This window comes from Sphingobium subterraneum (genome assembly GCF_014199435.1).
Taxonomy (GTDB): Bacteria; Pseudomonadota; Alphaproteobacteria; order Sphingomonadales; family Sphingomonadaceae; genus Sphingobium; species Sphingobium subterraneum.
In genome coordinates this window covers 1-21,843 of the sequence record NZ_JACIJP010000013.1, presented here as the reverse complement: position 1 = coordinate 21,843, position 21,843 = coordinate 1, and the positions used below count along the sequence as shown (strand labels likewise).

Here is a 21,843-nt window from a genome sequence, read left to right as displayed (position 1 = left end):
CTGCATCGGAACCTGAGGCGCACAACTTGGTTGCGTTTATTTCGAATATGCGCTTCGGGATATCGCCATCAGCGGAGAGAAACGATGACACTGCCAGCCAATGCCTTGCCCTTCGGCAACAGGCCGCCCTCTGCCGATGATCGGCAGATCGCCAACCAGCTACGGCGTATCCTTGCCTCGCAGAAGCCCGGCGAAGCCAAACTGCACTTGACCGATCCCAAGACCAGGAAGCCGGTAGAAATCTCGCTGACACCGGCGATGTCGGACCTGTTCCTCAAGTTGCTGCGTCACATCGGGAGCGGAGATGCCGTCACGCTCGTGCCGATCCAGCAGATGTTGACGACGCAGCAGGCAGCAGATCTGCTCAACATGTCCCGTCCCTATCTCATCAGGCTTATCGAGAAGGGCGATGTCGCGCACAGCATGGTGGGCCGGCACCGTCGCCTCAAGGCTGAAGACGTGTTCGCGTACAAGGCGGAGCGCGACAAGATTCGTTCGAAAGCGATGGACGACCTGATTGCGGATGGCGCGGGTCGGTATTGATCTGACGCGAGCGGAACAATCAGACCTGTCGGATGGGTCCGGAGTACCGGCAGACTGTTTCGTCTGATGTGAGCAAGGTGATGCCCTCGACGATCGACTGAGCGATCAGCATTCTATCGAATGGGTCCTTGTGAATCGGAGGCAACTGGGAAATTGCAACGGCGTGTTCGCTTGAAATGGCGAGCTCGACGTATCCGTTGTCGATCAACGCCCGGCGCAATACGCGTGCGTCGACTGCGAAGTCTTCCCGCCCGAGCCCGTTCTTGATCGCGATTTCCCAAAGGCTGGCAGCGCTGAAGACCAGTTCGTTGCCCTCATCGTTGATCAGTTTCCGGGCGGCAGGCGTCAATCGTTCCGGAAAGCCCGCTGCCCAGAGGAGGACATGTGTATCAAGGAGAAATTTCATCGCTCAGGCTTCGAACAGCGCTTCAATTTCACCCTCGCCCATACGGTCGAAATCTTCCGGCACGCGCATTTCCCCTTTGAGGAAACCCAGGCGCTTGATCTTGGACGGTGCAGCAGTGTCGATTGGCACCATTTTCGCAATCGGCTTGCCCGACCGGGCGATCACGACCGCATTCCCGCGCAGCACGCGCTCGAGCAAGCGCGACAAATGCGTCTTTGCTTCATGAATGTTGACCGTGTCCATTTCCAGTTACCTTAGCTAAGTTCTATAAACTAAGTCTACCACATCCGTTCGCGTCTGCAAGCTCCTCGCAAGGTGCCTGTCCAATCAGGCTTGCAAGGATTTGGTCGGCCTTGTCCGTCGGCACGAACACCCGCGTCTTGTAGGCAATGATTTCCGTGAAGCAGCCCTTGGCCTTGAGCTCGGGGATGCGCGCGGCTTCGGCATCGACGATCTCGATCCTTCGGGAACCGTTCACGCGTGATGTGCGGATCGTGAAATTGAGCGGATGAGGCGCCTTCCAGGTGCCCCCGCCAAGGATGGCAGCCGCAATCTTGGCAGGATCAGTCTGCGCCTTGCGGGCCACCCCGAGCTTTTCGAGGGTCGCATCGACGTAGAGGTCGTGGACATGGCGGCCGAGCCAGGAAGCACCTGACTTGTCGACGATGCGGTTGACCGTGAGGTCTTCCTTGGGAAGCGCGCCCCAGATCGGCAGGAGCAGCCCGGTCGCGAGACAGACCGTCTCAGTGACGAGCTGGCTTTCGTCGGCGGCGTATTCCTCTTCCCACAGCGCGCTGAACCTGGCCTTGGTCACGGGCTCCCAGGCGGACTCATCGAGCCGGTCAGCGCGCAGGTACTCGCTGCGCAGCGGCCGCACGAGCTCGTAGCGGCGGATCATGTGGCCCTCCTCGTCCATGTGCGAGGGCGCCGCGATGCCAAGCGCGACCTTGCCCGACTTGTCATTGCGCAGGAACAGCGGCTGTTCCTCATAGGATGCCAGCTTGAGCACGCGTTCGAGCGAGAGAACCTTGCGCCGCTGCGTCAGTGACAGCTCAAGCAGGTGCGAGGTCGCGCCCGTCACAGAGTCGGTCCGGATCACAGTGTCGGACAGCACCTCGCAGGCCTCGACCGCCACGGTCTCGACCCCGATATCGAAGGTGCCCGCTTCCTTCGCCGCCGAGACGCGGGTTTCGACAAGGGTGAGGAACTCGTCGAAGATCGCGTTCTGGACGGCGATCTTCATGGCAAGGATGCGGTTGAGCCAGCGCTGGATCGGCGGCAGATCCTCGCGCAGCACCCCGTCCTGGTCGGTGAGTTCGAGCCCGCTCATCCGCTGGAACTCCGACAAGGTCGTGCTCTTGAGCTTGGCCATAGCGAGGAGGCCATACCAGTCGTGGAGCGCGTGCTTGGCGTAGATGCTCTCGAGGTTGTCGCTGGCATCGAACATCCCCTGCCCGCCGGTCTGGCGCTGGCCGCGGGTGAGCGCGCCCAAGGCGTCGAGGCGCCGCGCGATCGTGCTGGTGAAACGGGCCTCGCCCTTGCAGTCGGTGGTGACCGGGCGGAACAGCGGCGGGCAAGCCTGATGGGTGCGGTGGGTGCGCCCAAGTCCCTGGATCGCCCGATCAGCACGCCATCCGGGCTCGAGCAGGAAGTGGACCCGGCGCTGCTGGTTTTTCGCATCGAGGCTCGCGTGATAGCTTCGGCCCGTACCGCCTGCATCGGAGAACACGAGGATGCGCTTGGCCCCGGTCATGAACGCGGTGGTCTCGGCAAGGTTGGTCCGGGGTGAGCGGCTTTCGAGGCGCTGCTGCCCTGAGCCGTCACGGACCAGGCGTTTGCTGCGACCGGTCACCTCGGCGACGGCCGTTACCCCGTAGTGCTCGAGCAGCGCATCGAGCGCGGTCGGGATCGGCGGCATGGCGCAGATATGCTCGATCAGGTCGGCGCGCGCGGCCTCGGCCTGCGGGTTGTGGACCGGATTGCCCGCCTCGTCCCACATCGGCCGCGAGCGCACGTCGCCAAGTTCGTCCGTGTATTCCTCCATTTGCCGGGTCGGGAAGGCGCGGGTCAGATAGTCGACGACGTACTCCTTACAGTCATAGGCTATGTCGAGGGCCTCACGCTCAGCCGGCTCCAGTTCATCGAGCCGCCGGTTGAGGATGGATTCCGCCGTGCTCACCAGTTGGACGACCACGCTATCCCCTTCGCCCAAATGCTCGTCGATCGCGGGGTAGATCGAGGGCAGTTTCAGCGAGAGCAGGACTTGCGCAAAGAAGCGCTGCTTGGTTCCCTCGAACCGACTGCGGGCCGCCGCCTTGGCGCCGCTGTTGAGCGTCCGGTTCTCAAGCCCGTCGACGATGCCGGTGAGTTCAAGCGCGGCTTCGAGGTTCTGGTGAATGATCGTTTATCGCGAGGTCGCGATAATGTGAAGGAACGCGGCGCAGGCCCGCAAAGCCGCGGAACACCCCGCCACGTCCTTCGCATTATTTCACAGGGTGTCGAGCCACTCCATCAGACTTGCATCCCGCTTCCACGAAGGAGGAACGTTGCTCGCCGCCGGCGCGCCCACCTGTTCCAGCGCCTTTCGCTTGGTCTCCAGATTAGCCTGGGCGTAGTGGTTGGTCGTGTCGAGGCTGACGTGCCCCAGCCAACTGCGGATGACGGTGATATCGACCCCGGCAGCGACGAGGTGGACGGCTGTCGCGTGCCGGAAGCTGTGCGGGGTCACATGTTTTGACCGAAGCGTCGACACGGATTTTGCCGCTTCCTCCACATAAGTGGCAAGCTTGAACCGCACTCCCGAGGCGCCCAGCGGTTCACCGTATCGGTTTACGAAGATGCGCTCACCTGTTGCGCGTGGCTGTCGCTCCAACAACTTCTTGAGCAACGTCACGGTTTCCGGCCAGAGCGGACAGATGCGTTCCTTGCGCCCCTTGCCGTAAAGACGCACGCAGGTCGGCGCTTCGAACCGGATCGCCTCAGGACAGAGGTCGAGCGCCTCCTGGATGCGCGCGCCACTGTTATAGAGGAACGAGAGCAGCACATGGTCGCGCGCGCCTTCGATTGTCGACCGGTCGGGCTGTGCGAGGATTGCCTCAACCTCCCCTGGCTCGAGGTAGCAGGGCGCAGAAGTGGGCTCCCGCTTGAGCGGGACAGTCAGGACCTCGGCGCATTGCGCGATGTATTCGGGATCCTTGTCAGCCACGAAGCTGAAGAAGCTGCGGATCGCGGCGAGCCGGCAGTTGCGTGTACCGATCGTGCCCCTGCGCCCATGCTCGGTATGGTGGAGGAACGCGCGCACCTCGCCGGCCGAGACGTCGGCCAGCATGATCCGCGCGACCCCGCCGCCTTTTCGCTCCGCGATAAACCGAAGCAACAACCGCCAGGTGTCGCGGTAGGACCGGATCGTATGGACAGAAGCACTGCGTTGCTCGGCCAACCATTCCTGGAAGAACGCCCGCAACAACGCGGGGAACGGATTGCTCTTTTTCATGACAGCGCCTCCATGTTGAGGCATGGGGCGCCGACAGCGCGGAACCGCTCGCTTGCTTCCTGCAACAGATCCTGCGTGACGGTGATGTAGACCAACGTGGAGTTGATGTCCCGGTGGCCCATATAGGTGGAGAGGTAGCGTAGCCTGTCCTGCGGGTTGATGCCGGATCGGTACCATTGGAGGATCCGGTTCACGACCATTGAGTGACGCAGGTCATGAACACGCGGCCCCGTCCGCCCGAAGGGCGGTTTGAACCCGGCTCGACGCATGACGTTGGTGATCATCGTTGAGACCACCACCGGGGCATAGCGATCATTGAAGTGGTCATGCCAGAAGAGCCCGGACCGCGGATCCTGCGGGGCGCCGGCGCGCCGCCTTGCATCGATATAGGCCCGTAATTCGGCCATGACGCTGCCGGTTAGCGGCAAGATCCTGGTCTTGTAGAACTTCGTTTCCCGGATCGTGATCGTGTCCGATTGAAGGTCCACGTCACCCAGATCAAGCCCGGCGAGTTCACTACGGCGCAGTCCGGCACAATAGGCCAGAACCACCATCGTGTAGAGGGCCATAGGCCGCAGCGGAGCATCCGGCGACGGATACGAGCGGGCAACATCGAGCAACCGCCGGACGTCGGCCGGACTGAAGATATGCGGCCGTCGATGCTCGCGCGCCACTTCCCGCTCCGACCGGGCGTTGAAGCGTTTTGGCGGGATTCTGGGATCAAGGCGATACCGCGCCTTGGTCAGGATGCGCCCCAGCTTCTGACATTCAGCCGCGTGGTTGCGGGTCGGCTTGGCAGTTGCCCAGCGCGCCAGCATTGTCTCAAGCGATGCCCCGGCAAGTTCGGGGTTCGCCTGGAGGAACCGATCGAACCGCAATAGCCAGTGAGCCTGGGTCTCATACTGATAGCCCCGGCTGCGCATCAACGCGACATGCTCGCGCATGAAGTCCCCCAGCACGCTGCCGTAGGGCGCAGGCCGTCGCAATGCGGCCAGGGCTTCGTCGGGATTGGGGGAAGCGAGAGCCCGCCAGATCGGCTTGTTTTGTTTGGCGTTGTACTGACGACGAAGCACGGCAACGGGATTCTCGGCGATCAGCCCGATTTCGACGAGGTGTTCGAGGAAGCGATCGACAATGCAGACCTGGTTGAGCAGCGTCGGCATTCGCCAACGTTTTTCCATTTCCTTCAGCCAGACGTCGAGCATCTGCCGGTCAACCGCCGGATGACGTCGGGCTACATCCTCGAAGCTGCGAAGGAACCAGCGATAAGTCGGTCTGCTTCCCGGCTGTCAACCGAACCGAGGATTTGACCCCCTTGGCGAACTGAAGAACTGACCCCTGTTCATGGCGCGGTGGTTTCGGTGTTCTCAAGCGTAGGTCCGGCCTTCTGCAGAAGGCCGGACCTACGCTTTTCGCGAAGTCGGTAACTGTCGCCGCGGATGGTGATCACCGCAGAGTGGTGAAGCAGCCGGTCCAGGATCGCCGTGGCCACGACCGGATCGCCGAAGACGCCGCCCCATTCCCCGACTGAGCGGTTGGAGGTGATCAGGATCGAGCCCTTTTCGTAGCGGCGCGATACCAGCTGGAAGAAGAGATGCGCGGCATTGGCCTCGAACGGGAGATAGCCGAGCTCGTCGATGATCAGCAACTTGGGCCGGGCAAGCAGCGTCAGCTGTTTATCGAGCGATCCGTCGTCATGGGCTTTGGCGAGCATCGCCACCAGCGTCGCCGCGGTGACGAACTGGACAGAGTAGTTCTGACGGATGGCTTCCCGCCCCAAGGCCACCGCCAGGTGCGTCTTGCCCGTTCCCGGTGGGCCGAGGAACAGCGTCGTGTCGCCGTGGGCGATCCAGCGGCACGTCACGAGTTCGCGGATCTGGCCGGGATCGAGCGAGGGCTGGGCGTCGAACTCGAAGCCGTCGATCTCGCGTACGAACGGGAACTGGGCAAGCTTGCTCGCCATGGAGATACGCCGCTCATCGCGCCGGGCGATCTCGCGGGAGACGAAGAACGCTAGCGCTTCGCGCAGGGTCATTTTCGAGCGCGCCGCCTCGTCGAGCAGCGTGTCGAGCTGATCCCGGATCGCCGAGAGTTTGAGCCGGTCCAGCATCGCCACCAGCGCCTCATGATCGATGGCCGTCATCACCAACCTCCTCCGACCAGAGCCTCGTACTCGGCCAGCGGCCGCAGCAAGGCTGGCGATGGCATTGGCAGTGATGTCGCAACACGGAAGGAGCCGGTGCCCACCAGACCCGCCAGATGCGCCCGGTCGACCACCCGTTGCCGGCGCCCGTCGCACATGGGATGGTCGGCTACGACCTCGCCGGCGTGGCGCACGATGACGCGGCCGGCGAGGACCACGACCTGGACGGTCTCGCCGACCAGGCGCCAGGGCACCGAGTAGCTGTTGGTGTCGAGGTCGATCGCGCAGTCGGGTCGGACCTTGCGGATCAGGTCACGCAGCTGGCCGAACGGAGCACGGCCGCCGAGCGGGCGAAGGGCGCCGGCCTCGTCGGCGAAGCGAACCAGCGGCAGCTCGCCCGTAGTGCCGTGCACGCGCACGTCAGCGATCTCGCGGTTCCATTGCTCGAGGTGCGCAACGAAGGCGCCCCAACTCGCGAAGCGCCGGCCGGCGACCGCATTGCGCTTCACATAGCCGACGCCGCGCTCATCCTTGCCCTTGGTGCGCGCCCGGTACGGCGCACAGGCTCGCGGAGAGAAGCCCCAGTACCGCGCGAAGGCATGGAGCCGGGCATTGAAGCGCACCTCCCGTGTCGCCGCATCATGATGCTCGACCAGCGCCTTGGCATTATCGAACAGGACCTCCGCCGGCACGCCGCCGAACCGCAGGAACGTCCCTTCCATCCCTTCGAACCAGTCCACCTGGCGCTCCCGGATCGAAGGCTGGATATGCATCCGGCGCGAGTAGCCCAGCGTCGCCACGAACAGATGAACGCGCACCCGCTCGTCGCCGATCCACACCCGGGACTCGCCGAAGTCGATCTGCAGCTGATGGCCGGGCCGCGTCTCGAACCGCACCGTTGCCCGCTTCTGCGCCCTCAGCTCGCGCCGCCAGCGCTGAACCCGAAGCTCGACCGAGCGCAGGCCGATCACGATCCCGTGCTCGCTGGCCAACTCCTGCCGTATGACATCGGCGTTGCCGCCATGCCGGAAGAAGCGCTCGCGCAGCCAGTCGTCGAGCCCATCGAATGCCGTCTTGCGCTCCGGCTTAGCGAACGGCACCGCGCCGCCCGCGCGAAGATAGCGCCGCACCGTGTTGCGGGCGCAGCCAAACTCCTTCGAGAGCCGCTTCGCTCCCCAACCAAGCTCATGCAGCCGCACCATCGCGGCCACCTCGTCGGGTTGAAGCATCTCTTCTCCCTGCACAGCCAATGTCCGTGCAGGAAACTCTGTGATCCCATTCGTCATCTGTCTTTCCCTCTTCAGCCGAAGGGGTCAGTTCTCAGATTCGGCAGGGGGTCAGTTTCTCAGTTCGCCTGACACCGGCCGGAACTGCGATTTTTCCAAGAAGGCGTCAACAACGGTGCAATCGGGATCGTGCCAGGCGCTCATGACAGCATCTCCGAGCCGGGTACATCGAGCGCCACGGCTCGGAGATCATCTGTCGCCAGCTTGAGATAGGCATTGGTGGATTCGATTGATCGATGCCCGAGCACGTCGCCGATGATCTTTTGCGGGACCGACGCCCGCAGTAGTTCGACCGCTCGCGCGTGGCGGAAGACATGCGCTCCTCGCTTTCCCGGCGGCTCGACGCCTGCGGCTGCTAACCGCCCGCGGATCATGCCGTACAGGTTTGTCATTGCGATGTAGGGCGCGCAGGATCGGATGAAGATTTCCCGCCCCTCGACCTGGGGGCGCCCATGACGCAGATAGTCGAGCAGCGCCTCACCAACCGGCGCCAATAGCGGCATGTAGGAGTACGCATTGGTCTTGGTGTGACGGATACGCAGGGATTCTCCGCGCCAGTTCACGTCTTCAAGCCGAAGGCGGCAGATCTCACCTTCGCGCAACCCATATGTGGCAAGCAGTTGAAGTACCGCAAAATCGCGCATTCCTCGCGGCGATCCGTCCTTCTTCGTCGTCGCCAACACCGCGGCGATTTGGCTCTTGTCCAACGTCGAGGGCACGTCTTCATAGGCGTAGAGCATGGGGCCGATGATGTGCGGCGTGAGATCAGTCGGGATACGTCCCGTCCGATGCAGATAGCGCACCACCGACCGGAGCCGCTCAGCGACGTCGGCCAATGATTTGCGCCGTAATCCAGGCGCGCGCATGTCCATGTAGAGATCGACCTCCACGATGCTCAACGTGCCGAGGCTGGCAGCACCGCCCCGTTCGAACCGCCATCGCAGGAAGTTCCGTGCCTCCCACATAAGCGCCGCGATGGTAGCGCTTGCCAGACCGCGCTCGTCGCGCAGCCATGCCTCGTATTCGCAGCAGATCGCCTGCCGATACGCGGTTTCCGGTTCGGTCATCTCCGGCTCGGGCGGCCATTTGCCTTGGGCAAGCCGGAGCAGCTTGTTGATCGACGTGCGGGGCAACATCTGCCAGCGCGCACAGGGAGGCCGGCCGTACTGGGCTTCGAAATCCCGAATTGCATAGGCAAAATACTGATCGACCTGCGCGGGCGTCACAGTTTCTACCTGCATGTCGCACTCGGCCAGATAATCGAGAAACGCGCGGGCGTAGAGGCGATGGTTCGCTACGACCACCGGGTTGTAATTCTGCGTCGTGAGCAAATTCGAGAGTTCGGCGATCAACTCGTCGTGCAATTTCAACATGCTTTTATCCTCAGCTGGTTCAGAGACCGCCGAGGTTCGCAACCAAAATAATGCGCAGCAACATCGCACGAACAACACAGGAATTCGGCGCTTAGGCCGCGTTCCTTCACATTATCGCGACCTCGCGATAAACCATCTTATGCGCAGCTGCGCATAAGATCGCCCAGGCCTCGCAATAGGTGTCGTAGACCGTGATCTGCTCAACCGTCAGGTCATGGCGCAGGATGTCGTATTCGATGCCAGCAAAGCTGAGCGCCCGGGCGAGGTAGAGCCCTGAAGCCTTGAGGTCGCGGGCCACCAATTCCATCGCGGCAATGCCGCCGTCGCGGATCTCGCTGATGAACTGCTCGCGGTTTGCAAACGCCGTGCCCGGCCCCCACAGGCCAAGCCGGACAGCATAGGCGAGGTTGTTGACGTCCGAAGCACCGGTGGCCGATGCATAGAGCACCCGGGCGCGGGGCAGCGTGTTCTGGAGCAGCACGCCGGCGATGCCCTGGAGCGAGCCCTGCTTCTGGCCCCCTGACTTCTGACCAAATCCCCCTTCCCCGCCCGCAACGCCGCCCATTTCGTGGGCCTCGTCGAAGACGATCACGCCTTCGAACTCCTCACCGGCCCAGCGGACGATCTGGTCGAGCCTGGTGTCCTCGACGCGTGAGCTGCGCAGCGTGCCATAGGGAACAAACAGGATGCCTTCGGGCGCGGTGATCTCCTCACCGATCTTCCAGCGGGCAAGGTCGAGAATATCTGACGGCAAGCCGCCGATCGCGGTCCAGTCTCGCTGCGCGTCTTCGAGCAGCGGCGCATTCTTCGAGATCCAGATGTGTCGGCGATTGCCCTTCAGCCACTGGTCGAGAATGCAGGCCGCCGCCTGCCTCCCCTTCCCAGCCCCGGTGCCGTCGCCGAGGAAGAACCCGGTGCGGTAGAGCTTGCCGTCAGGATTCTCCTTGAGCGCCACTTCGCCGGCGGGATGGCTGAACCGGCCGTGAAGATCGCGCGACCAAGCTTCGCCCGCATAGATCACGGTTTCGAGCTGGGCGGCGGATAGCAACCGCGCGGTCACTGTGCGTTCGGGCAGGGAGGGCACGTAGCCGGGTTTGGGCGCCGCGATCGAGGCCATGGCGGCGGATTCGACGAGGTGGGTCGGATGTTCGCCAGCTTCCGCGATCACGACACGCGAGGGCCGGTAGTCGGCATAGACCCCGCGCTGCTCGCCCATCGCGGCGGGTTCGGCCAGCACGTCATAGGCGACCGGGCGGACGTCGTTGGTCTGGGGGGCGCGCACGACCACGGGCCGGGCTGGACCGGTCTTCACCGAGCGGAACAGGCTGAGCTTTGGTCGGGGCGCTACCGCCTGCGTCGGGTCACGCAACGGCGCCCGAAGCGGCACCGTAGGCAGCGCGGCGAAGAGTTCGCCGACCGAACCGCGATTGATGGTCGATACGCCGATCTCGCCTGGCACCTTGTCGATCACCAGCACGCGAACGGCGATCCCGGTGCCGTGCTTGACGTAGCCTCCCTTGTCCAGACGGAGCGACAGCACGACCCGCGCGCCTTCAAGGGTGCACCGGAAGGTTTCCTCATACCTTGCTGAGGGTGAGAACCAGTCCGGCATGATCGCAACGATCCGGCCACCGGGCAGCAGATGGTCGAGGGCGGCCCGCAGGTGCCTGGCGGCGGTGTTTTGATCCTCACCGCGTGATTGCGACACCGAGAACGGCGGGTTCATAACAGCGACGCTTGGACGTTCAGTCCCGGAGAGAACCGCGCTGAGTTTCGCGCCATCGTGGCGATAGACCTTCGTGCCCGGAAACACGGCCTCGAGCAGGTCGGCACGGGATGGTTCGAGTTCGTTGAGAATGAGGCCCTTGACCGCGCCCTTGGCAAGCGAAGCGATGATACCGGTGCCCGCGCTCGGCTCCAGCAACACGTCGTCGCCGGAAAGCCCCGCCAGATGAACAACGAGCCTGGCCAGCACCGGCGGCGTCGAGAACTGCTGGAAATGGATCTGGTCCTCGCTGCGTACCGTGTGGGTCGGCAGTTCGCGCGCCAGCGCCTCCAGCGTGCTGATCGCCGCGCCGACGTCCATGCGGCTGACAAGCTCGGGAATGGCGAGGGAGAGCGCGACTTCCAGCGCTTCGAAACTGTCGCGCTGCTGCCAGGCACCTGCGGCGTCATTGCCGCCTGCACTCTCGGTCATGGCTTCGCTTAGAGCGGCGCGGTCGATCGGAACAGCGAGGAGTAGCTTGGCGGCAAGTGTGCGCGCAGCGCCGAGAATGGCGCTCGCGCGCGGAATTGTTGTGGTCATGCGGAGATCTCCTGAGCTTGTGCCGATCAGCGGCACGCCCGCTCCAGCCCCCCTCCCCTCACCGCTTCAGGAGCTGCGCCCAGTCGTTCATGCGGCCCGGCGGCCATTCGGTCTCGATTGCGAGGCCGGGGCGGCGGTAGGTTTCGGCAGCGCGATCGCGGGCCCGCCTGCCCTCGGCGTCGTTGTCGGCCAGCAGGATGAGGGTTTCGACTGACGCCGGGATGTCGACCTGGTGGAAGCGTTTGGCACCCATCGTCGCCCAGGCCTGGATACCCGTGAGCGACGTATAGGCAGCCGCAGTCTCGAAGCCCTCGCAGATGCCGATGGTCTTGGCTGGCGGGCCATTGGTCCATGCCGCGCCAATAGCCTGTCCCAGGACCAGCTTGTCGGTGTAGGTCGATGTCGCCGGATCGAGGAAAATCCGCTGGATCGCGGCAATAGCGCCCTCCTTGCGCATCGCGACGAGGAGTGCCGGCTCGAAGCTGGCCAGCTTCCCCTGCCCTCGCGCACAACGGGGGTGAAAGCGCAGGTCTTCGAGTGGTGCCCAGATCTGGCGAACCCCGCGCACATATCGCTCCGCCAAAGTCCCTTCGATTGGTCGACCGGCTTGCCAGATTGCGAGGTGAATTCCCGTGTTGCGCTGAAAGCTGGGGGTCATGCCAGAGGCATCGACCGTCGGCAGGTCTGCTATGCGTCGAAGAGCTCTGATTACGTCCCGGCTGTCGCAACCTGCGTGGCAAGTTACGAGAATGGCTCGATCACCTTGGCGGATGGACAGAGATGGGGTTCTGTCGGCATGGCAAGGGCACCGACACATTGCGGTATTACCGGACCACGTGCCACCGAGGCGCCGAACAAGGCTGCGTAGGTCCGGACTGGGATTGTTGTTGACGATGGGCATGACTGCCCAGTTCGACCCTACTCCCCTCCCCCTCGTCCTGCGCTTCAGCTTAACCGAAGTGCTCGGAAATCATCGGTCAGCCAGCATCCGAATTTGCGCGTCGCTCGGCATAACGAATGACAAATGCTTCCCAGACTCTCAGCCACTCCGCATCGGTCCGCTCTTGTTTGATACCGGGAAAGCCGCTGCGGAATGCGTTCGCCATGGTGTCGACGCACCAGGGCTTACCCTTCTCAAGCCCGATTGCTCGGAACTTAGTTTCCCTTTCGCCATAGGTCAGGCTGCCTGCTGGGAAAGGGAATACGGGCTCGGAGACCTTGATGTCCCGGACAGTCGACCGAGGAGCTTTGGTGACCGATGATCTCGGTGCGGTTTCCGTGGCCGGAGCGCCCAGCAACCGCAAGTGCGGGCCAACGAGCTTCCGCTCTAAAGGTGCCGGCGAAGGCCGCAGCACTACTTTCCTGCCGCTGAAATCGACGTCAGCGTTTGGGTAGACAGCGGAGACCAATTGCATTGTTTCGCGTACAGTCTGGCGGAAGCGTTTGCTGTCTGCGTCGTTCCCCAAGTGCTTGGCCAACTGGTCCCACGAGATTACCTGGCCTCGATCGCTGCTGATGCGCGGGAGCCTATACGCGAGGTACGTATAGAGATCGAGCGCTGTGGGCGTGCCCTTGAGCTCACGGATTGCAATCTCGTTCAACGGAACGGCGTGGTCGATAAGGTGACTATAGAACGCCTCAGACATCCGGATTTCGCGAGCAAACGCGCCATTCTTTTCCAGCGATCCGGCGTATTCGTTTGAAATCTTTACGTCTCGCACGGCGAATGCGTTGTCGCCGGCGTCGTTGCCTTCCCAACGAATTTGCCATTCACACGCAAGCAGTCGGTCGACTTGCTCGCGCATCAGATTGGCCGTTCCCCGTGGGCCATAAGAGACGGTCTGGTAGCCAAGTCGGCGCATCCATTCCGTGAAATTACGCCCCAAATAAACGTCTCGCGATCGCTTAGTGACGGCCTGAGAAAGCAGATAGATCAGCGCGACGCGGGGATAAGCTCCATAGGGCACACCAACGCTTCGTAGCACGGGCTTACCGTCCACCGTCTGGAGAACCGGCCGTGGATTGATGGCTAATGCATATTTTCCGTCTTCGCGAAGAATCGGTAGAGTATCGTCTTTCGGACGCTTGGTCGGAAGCGACATGGCGCACAATGCGGAATGCAGAAATGCCGGAACGGGTTCTTCGTCCTGGACGCGAAGGAAGGCATCCATCGTAAGCTGAGTGCCCGCAGACTGCGCTAGAGAGCGGACTCGCTCTTCACCGCCGCCTAGCATTGCTAGGGCGTATTGATGTCCGATTGGACGCAGTGTGTCTCCGCTCATTGAACCGTCCCTTCCCGACTCATTGGAGCCTCGGGTTGGTCGCTAAACAACAGGTTTGAGCTTCGAAAGCAAGGCCATTGGCAGTTTTGACGGGTTTCCGGGCCTAAAACCTCCAAGTTGGCCGATGATCTCGGAGCGGTTTGGCGGGGTGAAACCAAATCCAATCTCAATTTTGAAAAAAGCGATTCGCGAATCGGTTTTTCTAGGAGATTCCTTTAGTAGGTATGGGCTCCGAGATCATCGGTCCAAAGGGAACCGAGATCATCTGGGAAACGCACTGAATTCATCGGCTTGCACCGAGATCATCGGTGATTGTCCACAGCCCGATCAATTCGGCCGTCTGGGCGCCCAACTGACTGTTGGAATGTCGCCTGCTGGCCCCCTTCCCTGGACCCGACATCATCGGTCTGAACCACTACGTGCTGCATATGGCCGACTCCTGATTCGCAAAAGGGCACGGAGATCATCGGTCAATCTGTAAGGTTGGTGGCCGAAGTTTGCTCGAAACTGCCAAGAGTGCTAATTGGCGCCCTCAATCTCACAAAGCGGTGATCATGGCTACCGACGCAGCGCTCGACGCACAACCCGATGAACTCTTGGAAGACGGCCTTGGCAATCTGCACCGCAAGGCCCTCACCATCCTGAAGCGCATTCGTGACGGTGCGCTCGATCCGGAGACCGGGCAAAAGGTTGGCCCATCGTATTCCATTTCGAAAGCAGCCTCCCTTGTGGGGCGAACAGCGTCTGCAATTCGCGAAGCGGAGCGTGATGGTCGCCTCCCCCAGCGCGACCGAACCGCTTCTGGCCACCGGGTCCAGTACTCATTGGAAGAATTGGATCATATGCGTGCCGTATTTGGCACTCGCCCGTGGCGCGCTCCGACGGACACCCCGGCGGTCATCTCCGTCTCGAACTTCAAAGGGGGCGTCGGTAAGTCGACCGTGGCCCTGCATCTCGCACAGCACTTTGCGATTCACGGCTACAGGGTTTTGTTTATCGACTGCGACAGCCAGGCCAGTTCGACAATGATGTTTGGCTATCGGCCGGATGTCGATTTGACCGAGGATGATACCCTCTACGGACACTTCCATAATCCTGAACTGTTGGGCGTTCGCTCGATCATCCGGAAGACGCACTTTTTCGGGCTCGACCTGATCCCCGCCAATCTCAAGCTCTATAATCTAGAATACGAGATCGCGGGCTACTTGGCACAAAATCAGAACTTCGACATCATCGACCTGATTGCCGAAGCCATCGATACGGTCGTCGATGACTACGACATCGTCATCATGGATCCGCCTCCGGCACTTGGCATGGTTTCGATGGCAGTGCTGCAGGCGGCTAATGCGATGGTAATTCCTGTGCCGCCGAGCGTCATCGACTTCGCATCGACCGTGTCGTTTATCGACATGGCGCGTACAACGATGAAGCAGCTCGAGCAGCTCGCGAAGCGGGTGAAGCCTGCCTACAACTTTATCCGCCTCGTTGGCAGCAGGGTGGATGAAAGCAAGTCCATGCACCGCGAAATTCTCTCGATGATGCGGCAGGTCTTCGGGGGTTCGATGGCGACTTCTGTCCTCAAGACCAGCGCAGAAATCGACAATGCCAGCTCGCGCATGAAGACAGTCTTTGAACTTGATCGACCGGTGACGTCCCACGAGGTTCACAACCGGTGCATGAAGTATTTGAGCGACGTTTGCAGAGAAATCGAGGCGGATGTCATTCGGTCCTGGGCGAGCAGGGCAGGGGAGGCGGTCTAGGGCCGTTGCCACGTGGCAACGTACCAAGAAGCAGGGTGAAATCGAGGCACGGATAGGGCTTGTTGCCACGTGGCAACAAGCAGCCGACAAAAGTGATTTGAAAGGTTTGGAGTAGGCGATGGCAAAGGGTAACCGAGGCTTCGGCAGCAGTTTGACAGAGGGGCTCGACGACGAAATCGACGTCGGCAGCCCCGCGCCATCGGAAAGCATTATGGCGAGCCGTAGCCAGAGCCTTGCAAGAATTGCTGCCGGTAAAGTCGTCACGGATCGCACCGAGTGGGTCAACCCGGCTCGTTGTCGTCCCTGGCGTCTGCACAACCGCGATCTGGACCACTTGAACGAAGAGAGTTGCCGCGATCTCATTGATGCATTCCTCTCCGCTAAGAAGCAGCGCATTCCTGCGATCGTGCGCCGACTCAAGGATGACCCAGACTACGATTTCGAAATTATCGCGGGCGTAAGGCGATGGTGGACCGTTCAATGGCTCCGTGAGCATCATCATCCGGAATATGAATACCTCGTCACGATCCAAAACGTTTCCGACGAGGAAGCGTTCAGGGTTTCGGACATCGAGAACCGGTCGCGCAAAGATATCTCAGACTGGGAGCGGGCGAAGGAGTATTCACGGGCGCTGGAGGAGTTCTACGATTCCAACCAGAGTGAAATGGCAGAGCATCTGAAGATTTCGCGCTCATGGCTCAGCCGCCTGCTCGATGTGGCGCGGTTGCCAGCCGAGATAGTGAATGCCTTTCCCGACACGCATGGCATCACCGTCCGCATCGCAAGAGACATTAAGCCACTCACTTCAGAGAAGCGCACTCTGGACTTGATGGTCGCAGAAAGCAGGGCAATTGTTGCTGAGCGCGACGATCTGGGAACGGCTTTGCCCGCTCCGGAAGTCGCAAAGCGCCTTATTCGGGCAACTGTCGTTCCTGCAAAGCCTGCTGGCGGCGAGGTCGAAGTGAAGGGTGCCGCTGGCAAAGTGATCTTGCGCTATGCCCATTCTGCAAGAAGCGGATATACCTTCAAGGTGCCTGCGCGTAGCGGCGCTTCGGCAACTGAAGTCTTGAAGGCCATCGAGGCTATCCTGACGTCCTGACCTTTTGGGGGGCGTCATCGGGTCCGTTAGTCGCGTCACAAATCGCCTGGGGCGGATCGGTTCGCACTGCCAGGGGAGGGCGGTCTCGTTTGCGAGCGAGGACGAGGCGTCGCGCTTTGCGCTCCAGTTGCTGCGCCGCCGGGCGTCCGCGCCCAAGCGGATCGGGGTGGCGCACCGCGAAGTCTCGTTCTAGCCGCGGGAAGCCCTCAGGAGGCCATTCTGGGGCGTTTGGGGGCCAGCGCATGGTCTCCGGGGCGCAAGGCGGCCAGATCAGCCTTCTCGAGCGCCTGGGCGGCTTGTGAGGCGGTGCGGCGGGTCACGCCGAGCGCTCGCGCCAGTTCGGCGCGGGTGAGGGGACCCAGCCCGCCAATCAGCTGCCACATCGCCGGCGCCTGCGACGAGGCGTAGAGGCCCGCGAGGCATTCTTCCCCGCGCGCAACCATGGCCGTGACGGCGGCTAGGTCCGTGGCGACGTCGCTCGCTGCAGCGCCGATTGAACCCGCCAGCAGGGCGGGGAGGGGGCGTTCGGGCTCGGCGCGGAAGAGGTTGCGCGGGGCGAGCCCGGCAAGCGCCAGCGGCGCCGCGCCCAGCGCGAACAGCTGCGGGCGCATCGCGGCCGCGAGCGAGGCGGCCCAGGCACTCCCGCGCTGCGCGAACCGCTGGAACACGCGGCCCTCGATCAGCACTTCTTCGCTGCCGCCCTCGAGGAAGTCGACTTCGTGCTCACGCAGCTGGTGGAGCCATTCGGTCAGGGCTGCCAGGGGCTCGCGCGCCGGGAGTAGGGCATCGAGCCGGTCCAGCGCCCGGTCGGCGGCCGCAAATGTCGATGAGAAGCTCTCGCGCGCGTCCTTGTGTCAGCCGACATAATAGACCGCAGTTCGTCTAAACGGCGATAAATCAGATACATAGATCATAGTTTCTGCAGGACACTCTGTCCGAGCCCGATTCCACCATCGCGGTAGCAGCCAGATTGAGCTACATTCCCGCGCGCAGGGGAAGTTGTCGTGGAGCCAATCCTATGATTGAGCGAAAGCCTTCTCCTGCGCCCAGACGCAGCCTCAAATCTCTGGAGGCGGGATTGGCCCTTTTCCCGCATTTCCGGGAACACATTTCACAGTCTGGGCCGGTGACGAGCGCTCAGGTCGCAGCAATTTCCGAGGCTACCGGTCTCAAGGAACGGCAGATTCGGACGCTGGCCGCGCGCTACCGGGACCATCCCGTGGCCGAATCGCTTGCGCCGAAGCCGCGAGGGCCGGTTGTTGGCTCACACCGGATAGATCCCGAAGTCAGAGGTGCTATTGACGCACTGATCGATGAGATCGCGCTCAAGATGGTGCCTCCCTCGCGTGCGGAAGCGGCGCGGCAGATTTGGGGACTGCTCCATGCCGACAACGGAGAACATCGGTTTTCCGCCGATCTGATCCCGAGCGAGAAGACCATCGAGCGGCTGCTGGCCGAGATTGCGAGCAGTGTGTGGGCCAAGGCCAGCATGGGCTCCAAGACCCGCAGCGCGCAGGAAGCGCATCCTGGGGAATACCACAGCGATGGTTTCCTCGATCTTGTCCAGATGGACCATACCAGGGGTGACGTCATCCTGGTCGATAGCCTGAGGCGGGAAGAGCTCGGACGGCTGTGGATCACGTTCCTGATTGAAATCTGGACCCGTTCGATTCTCGGCTACTATGTCAGCTTCGGCGATCCCTCGATTTTCCGGTGTGGCAGGGCCGTTGCGAGCGCGCTGCTGCCCAAGCAGCCTGTTCTCGCGCATCTGGGCGTCGATGTCAGCTACCCGATGTTCGGCCTGTTCCGGCGCCTGCATGCCGATCAGGCCAAGCCGCATCGCTCGGAGTCGTTCCGGCGGGCCTGCGTGCGCAATGGCATCGACCCGGATGTCCGCAAACCCGGCCCGGCCCATCTGGGCGGCCATATCGAGCGGCTGATCGGAACAATGGTCGGAAAACTGCGGCTTTTACCGGGTGCGACGGGATCGAACGTGTCGGCACGCGATGGCTACGATGCCGAAGCCGACGCGGCGATGACCCTGGCAGAATTCGAGCGCTGGCTGCTGTGCCAGATCGCGGTTTATCATCACGCGCCGCATTCCGCGCTTGGCGGCCTGTGCCCGGTGCAGGTGTGGGAACGCGAGGCGGCGCGACATGGCCCCTTGCTTCCGGTTTCGTGCAATACTGATGAGCTTTTCCGCCAATTTCTGCCGTCGAAATCGCTGACGGTCCATTCCCGGGGGATCCAGATCAAACACCGCCATTACTGGCACCCGGCGCTTGGCCAGCGAATCGGCCAGAAGATCGAGGTCAGCTGGGACGAGCGGACGATCCAGCATGTCTATGCCGAGCTCGATGGCAGTTTCGTGCAACTGGCGGTTATCGGTCAATATCCCGATGTCTGGGAGGCGGACTGGGAAGCTGCCAGAGCCAGGGTGAGGGCCATGGGCCGGGCTTACCAGGCCGATGGCGGGCGGACGGCGACGGCCCGCGCGATTGCTGCCGCCAACCAGGAAATCCATCAGGCTCGCCTGCGCACCAAGGAGGCCCGGCGCCGGGCGAAACGGCGGGAAGGGGAGGGGACGACGCTCGCGGATCTGCGGTCACCCGAAAGGCCTGAAAAGCCGCCCGTTCAGTGGAGACCGGTCGCGGAACTTGGCGAGGATTCCTGGTTGAAGGTGCAATCGTGAGCACCGCGGCGCTGACGCGATTACCGGTCCAGGCAGCCTCATTCTGGATCGATTTCAAGGAAGCGCGCAACGCCGTCGAAACCATCGTCGAGGTCGCGCATGACGATCCGGAAGAGCGACCGACCTGCATCGTGCTCACAGGCCAGTCCGGCATGGGCAAGACCTCGATCCTGCGCGAAGCGCAGCGGCGTCTGACCGAGGCTTTCCCCGAACCTGCCGATTGGGGCGAAGCCCGCTACCAACCGGTCCTGCGCACGGTCATTCCCTCGAGCCCGACCTCGCTCAAGATCAACCTGGCCCTGCTCTGGCAGCAGGGCTGGCCGATCCGGGCCAACACGCACAAAACCGCCGATTTCAAGGTTGTCGATCTGTTGGCCGCGCAGGGGACGAGGCTGGTCGCGATCGACAATGTCCATGTGATCCTGACCGCGAGCGGGGTCGCGCGGCGCGACACGCTCGATGCCTTGCGCTTCCTGATGAGCGCAGGCAATGTGCCGCTGGTCGTGGCCGGGCTGGATGTCGCCCGTCAGATATTCGCCGACGATGTCGAGCTGGCCTATCGTTCGATCATGCTCAAATTGCCCCTGTGGGAGCCGGGCGAGCCCTCGCAGCGGCTGATCAGGGCACTGGCGCGCGGAATGGGGATGGCGGTGCCCGAGCATCTCGCCGCGCCCGCATTTGCCGAGCGGATTTGGCGCGAAAGCGGCGGGGTAACCGGCAATTTCAAGCGGATCCTGCACTGGTCGGCCAAGGTTGCGAAACGGCACGATCGGGCGCTGGTGACGCATGACGATATCAGCCAGGCCTTGCAGCTCTTTACCCCCTATAGCCCGGATTGAGTGCCGGGATGAGCGCTGGAGCGGGAAGGAGCGAGATAGAGCCGCTGGCCTACCGGGTCAGGCCGATGGCCGGGGAATGCTTCGAATCCTGGCTGCAGCGCCTCGCCGCGCGGCACGAAACGACGCGCAAGGCGCTGTTCGCGCATCTCGGCATCGAGACAGTGCTGGCCGCCTGCGATCTGGCCTCGTCAGCCTATGGCACCGCGCAGCGGCACCGGGTCATGGTCGAGCGGTTGGCCTGGGCGACGGCCCTGCCCGAGAAGGCGATTTCGAGGACTTTGGTGGGCTGCACACGCGGTGACCTGCTGCCGCCGGCGCTGCGCTCGATCGGGTGCCCGCAATGTTGGCTCGACTGGCTGGAAAGCGGCGCGCCGTGGCGGATCGAACGCAACTGGATCCTGCGGGTTGCCCTGCGCTGCGAGCACCACGATCTGCTGCTGACCGACCTTCGCAGCATCGTGGTGCTGGGGCGCACGATGGCGGCGAAGCGGCTGCTGGAGGAGACGGTGGACCGGACAGGCGAGCAGATGGCGCGGTTTACCCTGGTCGCCACGCGCCTCGCCTGGAATCGCGTCATTTCCCGTGCCCACCTGCGCGGCAGTGAGCCCAACTCCTACGCGTTTTCAAGGCGATACATGGCGGCGTTGGTCGGCAACCGGTTTCATTTTGCGCCGTCGCGCCACCTCTTGCTGGCGGCGCTGCACAGCAGCAATGTGGAACAAGCCGAACGGGTGGAGCGACTATTCCGCTTCGATGCGCAGCCGGTGTATAGTCCGGCGAGGCGTGGCTCCAGCGGCTCCGTGCCCGGGCTAGCGGATCTCGCGGCTGCGATCACAGCGGTGGGCCTGCGTCAGCTTGGCCGCAAGCGCCACGTGCTGGAAGTAGCCGGACAGAAGCTTGAGCAGGCCTGGCGGAACTACCCTGCGGTGCATGCGGCGCAAATGCTACGCCGACGGCGCGCGGTGCTGGCGAGCGAGGTGCGCCGCCGCTATGCGGCCGAGATTGTCGGTGCTGCGAAATCCCCGCTGACCTGCTTACGCGGGTTCCAGGATGCGCTGTTTTTCCTGAAACAGTGCGGAATGGCGGATGATGCCGTTCCCCCGGCGACCGGGCGCCCCGATCCTTGGGAGGATTGCCTGGGAAATCCGAGACTGTTGCACGAGCGGTTGAGCCGGCGCTTCGCCCATCCCGCGTTTCGCACTGTTCTCGACCTGCCGGGTCACTCGTTCGATGGCGACGCATTCGAGCGCGCGAGCAGCCGGTCGATGGCGGCCATCGCTGCATCAAATTCGGCGAGGCTTTCGGCCGAGAGCACGGGAGACGGGCCCGGTCCAGGACCGGACTCGCTCGCCTTGCCGTCAGCCAAGCTCGCACGGATCAGAATCTGACCACGATGCCGCTCGATATCGGCAAGACTAGCGGATTTCAGCGATTTGACCAGTTCGCGCACGCCGTTCTTGGACAGGTGCAGCGCGCGTTCGATCTGGCCCGGACGCAAGGGCCCGAACCCGGCGAGCAGGGTGTAGATGTCACGGGACAAAGAAGTAAACAATCAACGTAACCTATTGATATAAAATCATAGAGTGACGAAATCAGTGCATGAAATCCTGGCACTGAAGTAT

17 protein-coding genes and 2 pseudogenes are annotated in these 21,843 nt (G+C 62.6%); 7 read left to right on the top strand and 12 right to left on the bottom strand.

What is annotated here, in order from left to right:
• Nucleotides 1-84 precede the first annotated feature (84 nt).
• Complete coding sequence (locus FHS92_RS17255) at nt 85-543, top strand: helix-turn-helix domain-containing protein (protein ID WP_011608098.1); 459 nt, start codon at nt 85-87, stop codon at nt 541-543.
• 19 nt (nt 544-562) lie between these two features.
• Here FHS92_RS17255 and FHS92_RS17250 read toward each other — a convergent pair whose 3' ends face one another.
• From FHS92_RS17250 to FHS92_RS17200, 11 genes and pseudogenes are all read right to left on the bottom strand, one after another.
• Nucleotides 563-949: a type II toxin-antitoxin system VapC family toxin gene (locus tag FHS92_RS17250; protein WP_011608099.1), complete on the bottom strand. Its 387-nt coding sequence runs from the start codon at nt 947-949 to the stop codon at nt 563-565.
• A gap of 3 nt (nt 950-952) precedes the next feature.
• Nucleotides 953-1,192: a type II toxin-antitoxin system Phd/YefM family antitoxin gene (locus FHS92_RS17245; protein ID WP_011608100.1), complete on the bottom strand. Its 240-nt coding sequence runs from the start codon at nt 1,190-1,192 to the stop codon at nt 953-955.
• A 22-nt stretch (nt 1,193-1,214) separates the two neighbouring features.
• Nucleotides 1,215-3,353 (bottom strand): annotated as a pseudogene (locus FHS92_RS17240) (strawberry notch C-terminal domain-containing protein); the annotation flags it as partial.
• Nucleotides 3,354-3,437: 84 nt separating this feature from the next.
• Nucleotides 3,438-4,442, bottom strand: coding sequence for a tyrosine-type recombinase/integrase (locus FHS92_RS17235; RefSeq protein WP_184081903.1), 1,005 nt, complete (start codon nt 4,440-4,442; stop codon nt 3,438-3,440).
• Entirely contained in the window at nt 4,439-5,623 is a 1,185-nt protein-coding gene (locus tag FHS92_RS17230; RefSeq protein ID WP_246352094.1) for a tyrosine-type recombinase/integrase, read from the bottom strand. Before FHS92_RS17230 ends, FHS92_RS17235 begins: the two co-directional genes overlap by 4 nt.
• A gap of 161 nt (nt 5,624-5,784) precedes the next feature.
• Nucleotides 5,785-6,585, bottom strand: a complete 801-nt coding sequence (gene istB, locus FHS92_RS17225; RefSeq protein WP_184081901.1) for an IS21-like element helper ATPase IstB — start codon at nt 6,583-6,585, stop codon at nt 5,785-5,787.
• Entirely contained in the window at nt 6,585-7,871 is a 1,287-nt protein-coding gene (gene istA / locus FHS92_RS17220) for an IS21 family transposase (protein WP_184081900.1), read from the bottom strand. Before istA ends, istB begins: the two co-directional genes overlap by 1 nt.
• Nucleotides 7,872-8,011: 140 nt before the next feature.
• On the bottom strand, nt 8,012-9,244 hold the full coding sequence (locus FHS92_RS17215; RefSeq protein WP_072597926.1) for a site-specific integrase: 1,233 nt from the start codon (nt 9,242-9,244) through the stop codon (nt 8,012-8,014).
• A 154-nt stretch (nt 9,245-9,398) separates the two neighbouring features.
• A pseudogene (locus FHS92_RS17210) lies at nt 9,399-11,549 on the bottom strand (strawberry notch-like NTP hydrolase domain-containing protein); the annotation flags it as partial.
• Between the two features lie 58 nt (nt 11,550-11,607).
• The gene (locus FHS92_RS17205) at nt 11,608-12,207 is read right to left on the bottom strand and encodes a DUF7146 domain-containing protein (protein ID WP_238828878.1); all 600 of its coding nucleotides are present in this window, start codon (nt 12,205-12,207) and stop codon (nt 11,608-11,610) included.
• A gap of 319 nt (nt 12,208-12,526) precedes the next feature.
• The gene (locus FHS92_RS17200; protein WP_011608107.1) at nt 12,527-13,831 is read right to left on the bottom strand and encodes a replication protein RepA; all 1,305 of its coding nucleotides are present in this window, start codon (nt 13,829-13,831) and stop codon (nt 12,527-12,529) included.
• A gap of 554 nt (nt 13,832-14,385) precedes the next feature.
• Here FHS92_RS17200 and FHS92_RS17195 point away from each other — a divergent pair.
• From FHS92_RS17195 to FHS92_RS18610, 3 genes are all read left to right on the top strand, one after another.
• Complete coding sequence (locus tag FHS92_RS17195) at nt 14,386-15,591, top strand: AAA family ATPase (protein ID WP_147161232.1); 1,206 nt, start codon at nt 14,386-14,388, stop codon at nt 15,589-15,591.
• Between the two features lie 118 nt (nt 15,592-15,709).
• Nucleotides 15,710-16,690, top strand: coding sequence for a ParB/RepB/Spo0J family partition protein (locus tag FHS92_RS17190; protein WP_011608109.1), 981 nt, complete (start codon nt 15,710-15,712; stop codon nt 16,688-16,690).
• Between the two features lie 4 nt (nt 16,691-16,694).
• Complete coding sequence (locus FHS92_RS18610) at nt 16,695-16,883, top strand: WGR domain-containing protein (RefSeq protein ID WP_011608110.1); 189 nt, start codon at nt 16,695-16,697, stop codon at nt 16,881-16,883.
• Between the two features lie 13 nt (nt 16,884-16,896).
• Here FHS92_RS18610 and FHS92_RS17180 read toward each other — a convergent pair whose 3' ends face one another.
• Nucleotides 16,897-17,376: a MarR family transcriptional regulator gene (locus tag FHS92_RS17180; protein WP_011608111.1), complete on the bottom strand. Its 480-nt coding sequence runs from the start codon at nt 17,374-17,376 to the stop codon at nt 16,897-16,899.
• Between the two features lie 332 nt (nt 17,377-17,708).
• Here FHS92_RS17180 and FHS92_RS17175 point away from each other — a divergent pair, with 332 nt between their 5' ends.
• From FHS92_RS17175 to FHS92_RS17165, 3 genes are read left to right on the top strand one after another with little or no spacing between them, the layout of a single operon-like run.
• Entirely contained in the window at nt 17,709-19,382 is a 1,674-nt protein-coding gene (locus FHS92_RS17175; protein ID WP_147161231.1) for a Mu transposase C-terminal domain-containing protein, read from the top strand.
• Nucleotides 19,379-20,221, top strand: a complete 843-nt coding sequence (locus FHS92_RS17170; protein WP_011608113.1) for a TniB family NTP-binding protein — start codon at nt 19,379-19,381, stop codon at nt 20,219-20,221. Before FHS92_RS17175 ends, FHS92_RS17170 begins: the two co-directional genes overlap by 4 nt.
• Nucleotides 20,222-20,229: 8 nt before the next feature.
• The gene (locus tag FHS92_RS17165) at nt 20,230-21,609 is read left to right on the top strand and encodes a TniQ family protein (protein WP_092960436.1); all 1,380 of its coding nucleotides are present in this window, start codon (nt 20,230-20,232) and stop codon (nt 21,607-21,609) included.
• Nucleotides 21,610-21,843 lie beyond the last annotated feature (234 nt).

What these genes read in the sequence shown, in the direction of transcription:
- FHS92_RS17255 (WP_011608098.1), top strand. Translation starts at nt 85, where the DNA reads ATGACACTGCCAGCCAATGCCTTGCCCTTCGGCAACAGGCCGCCCTCT.
- FHS92_RS17250 (WP_011608099.1), bottom strand. Translation starts at nt 949, where the DNA reads ATGAAATTTCTCCTTGATACACATGTCCTCCTCTGGGCAGCGGGCTTT.
- FHS92_RS17245 (WP_011608100.1), bottom strand. Translation starts at nt 1,192, where the DNA reads ATGGACACGGTCAACATTCATGAAGCAAAGACGCATTTGTCGCGCTTG.
- FHS92_RS17235 (WP_184081903.1), bottom strand. Translation starts at nt 4,442, where the DNA reads ATGAAAAAGAGCAATCCGTTCCCCGCGTTGTTGCGGGCGTTCTTCCAG.
- FHS92_RS17230 (WP_246352094.1), bottom strand. Translation starts at nt 5,623, where the DNA reads ATGGAAAAACGTTGGCGAATGCCGACGCTGCTCAACCAGGTCTGCATT.
- istB (WP_184081901.1), bottom strand. Translation starts at nt 6,585, where the DNA reads ATGACGGCCATCGATCATGAGGCGCTGGTGGCGATGCTGGACCGGCTC.
- istA (WP_184081900.1), bottom strand. Translation starts at nt 7,871, where the DNA reads ATGACGAATGGGATCACAGAGTTTCCTGCACGGACATTGGCTGTGCAG.
- FHS92_RS17215 (WP_072597926.1), bottom strand. Translation starts at nt 9,244, where the DNA reads ATGTTGAAATTGCACGACGAGTTGATCGCCGAACTCTCGAATTTGCTC.
- FHS92_RS17205 (WP_238828878.1), bottom strand. Translation starts at nt 12,207, where the DNA reads ATGACCCCCAGCTTTCAGCGCAACACGGGAATTCACCTCGCAATCTGG.
- FHS92_RS17200 (WP_011608107.1), bottom strand. Translation starts at nt 13,831, where the DNA reads ATGAGCGGAGACACACTGCGTCCAATCGGACATCAATACGCCCTAGCA.
- FHS92_RS17195 (WP_147161232.1), top strand. Translation starts at nt 14,386, where the DNA reads ATGGCTACCGACGCAGCGCTCGACGCACAACCCGATGAACTCTTGGAA.
- FHS92_RS17190 (WP_011608109.1), top strand. Translation starts at nt 15,710, where the DNA reads ATGGCAAAGGGTAACCGAGGCTTCGGCAGCAGTTTGACAGAGGGGCTC.
- FHS92_RS17175 (WP_147161231.1), top strand. Translation starts at nt 17,709, where the DNA reads ATGATTGAGCGAAAGCCTTCTCCTGCGCCCAGACGCAGCCTCAAATCT.
- FHS92_RS17165 (WP_092960436.1), top strand. Translation starts at nt 20,230, where the DNA reads ATGAGCGCTGGAGCGGGAAGGAGCGAGATAGAGCCGCTGGCCTACCGG.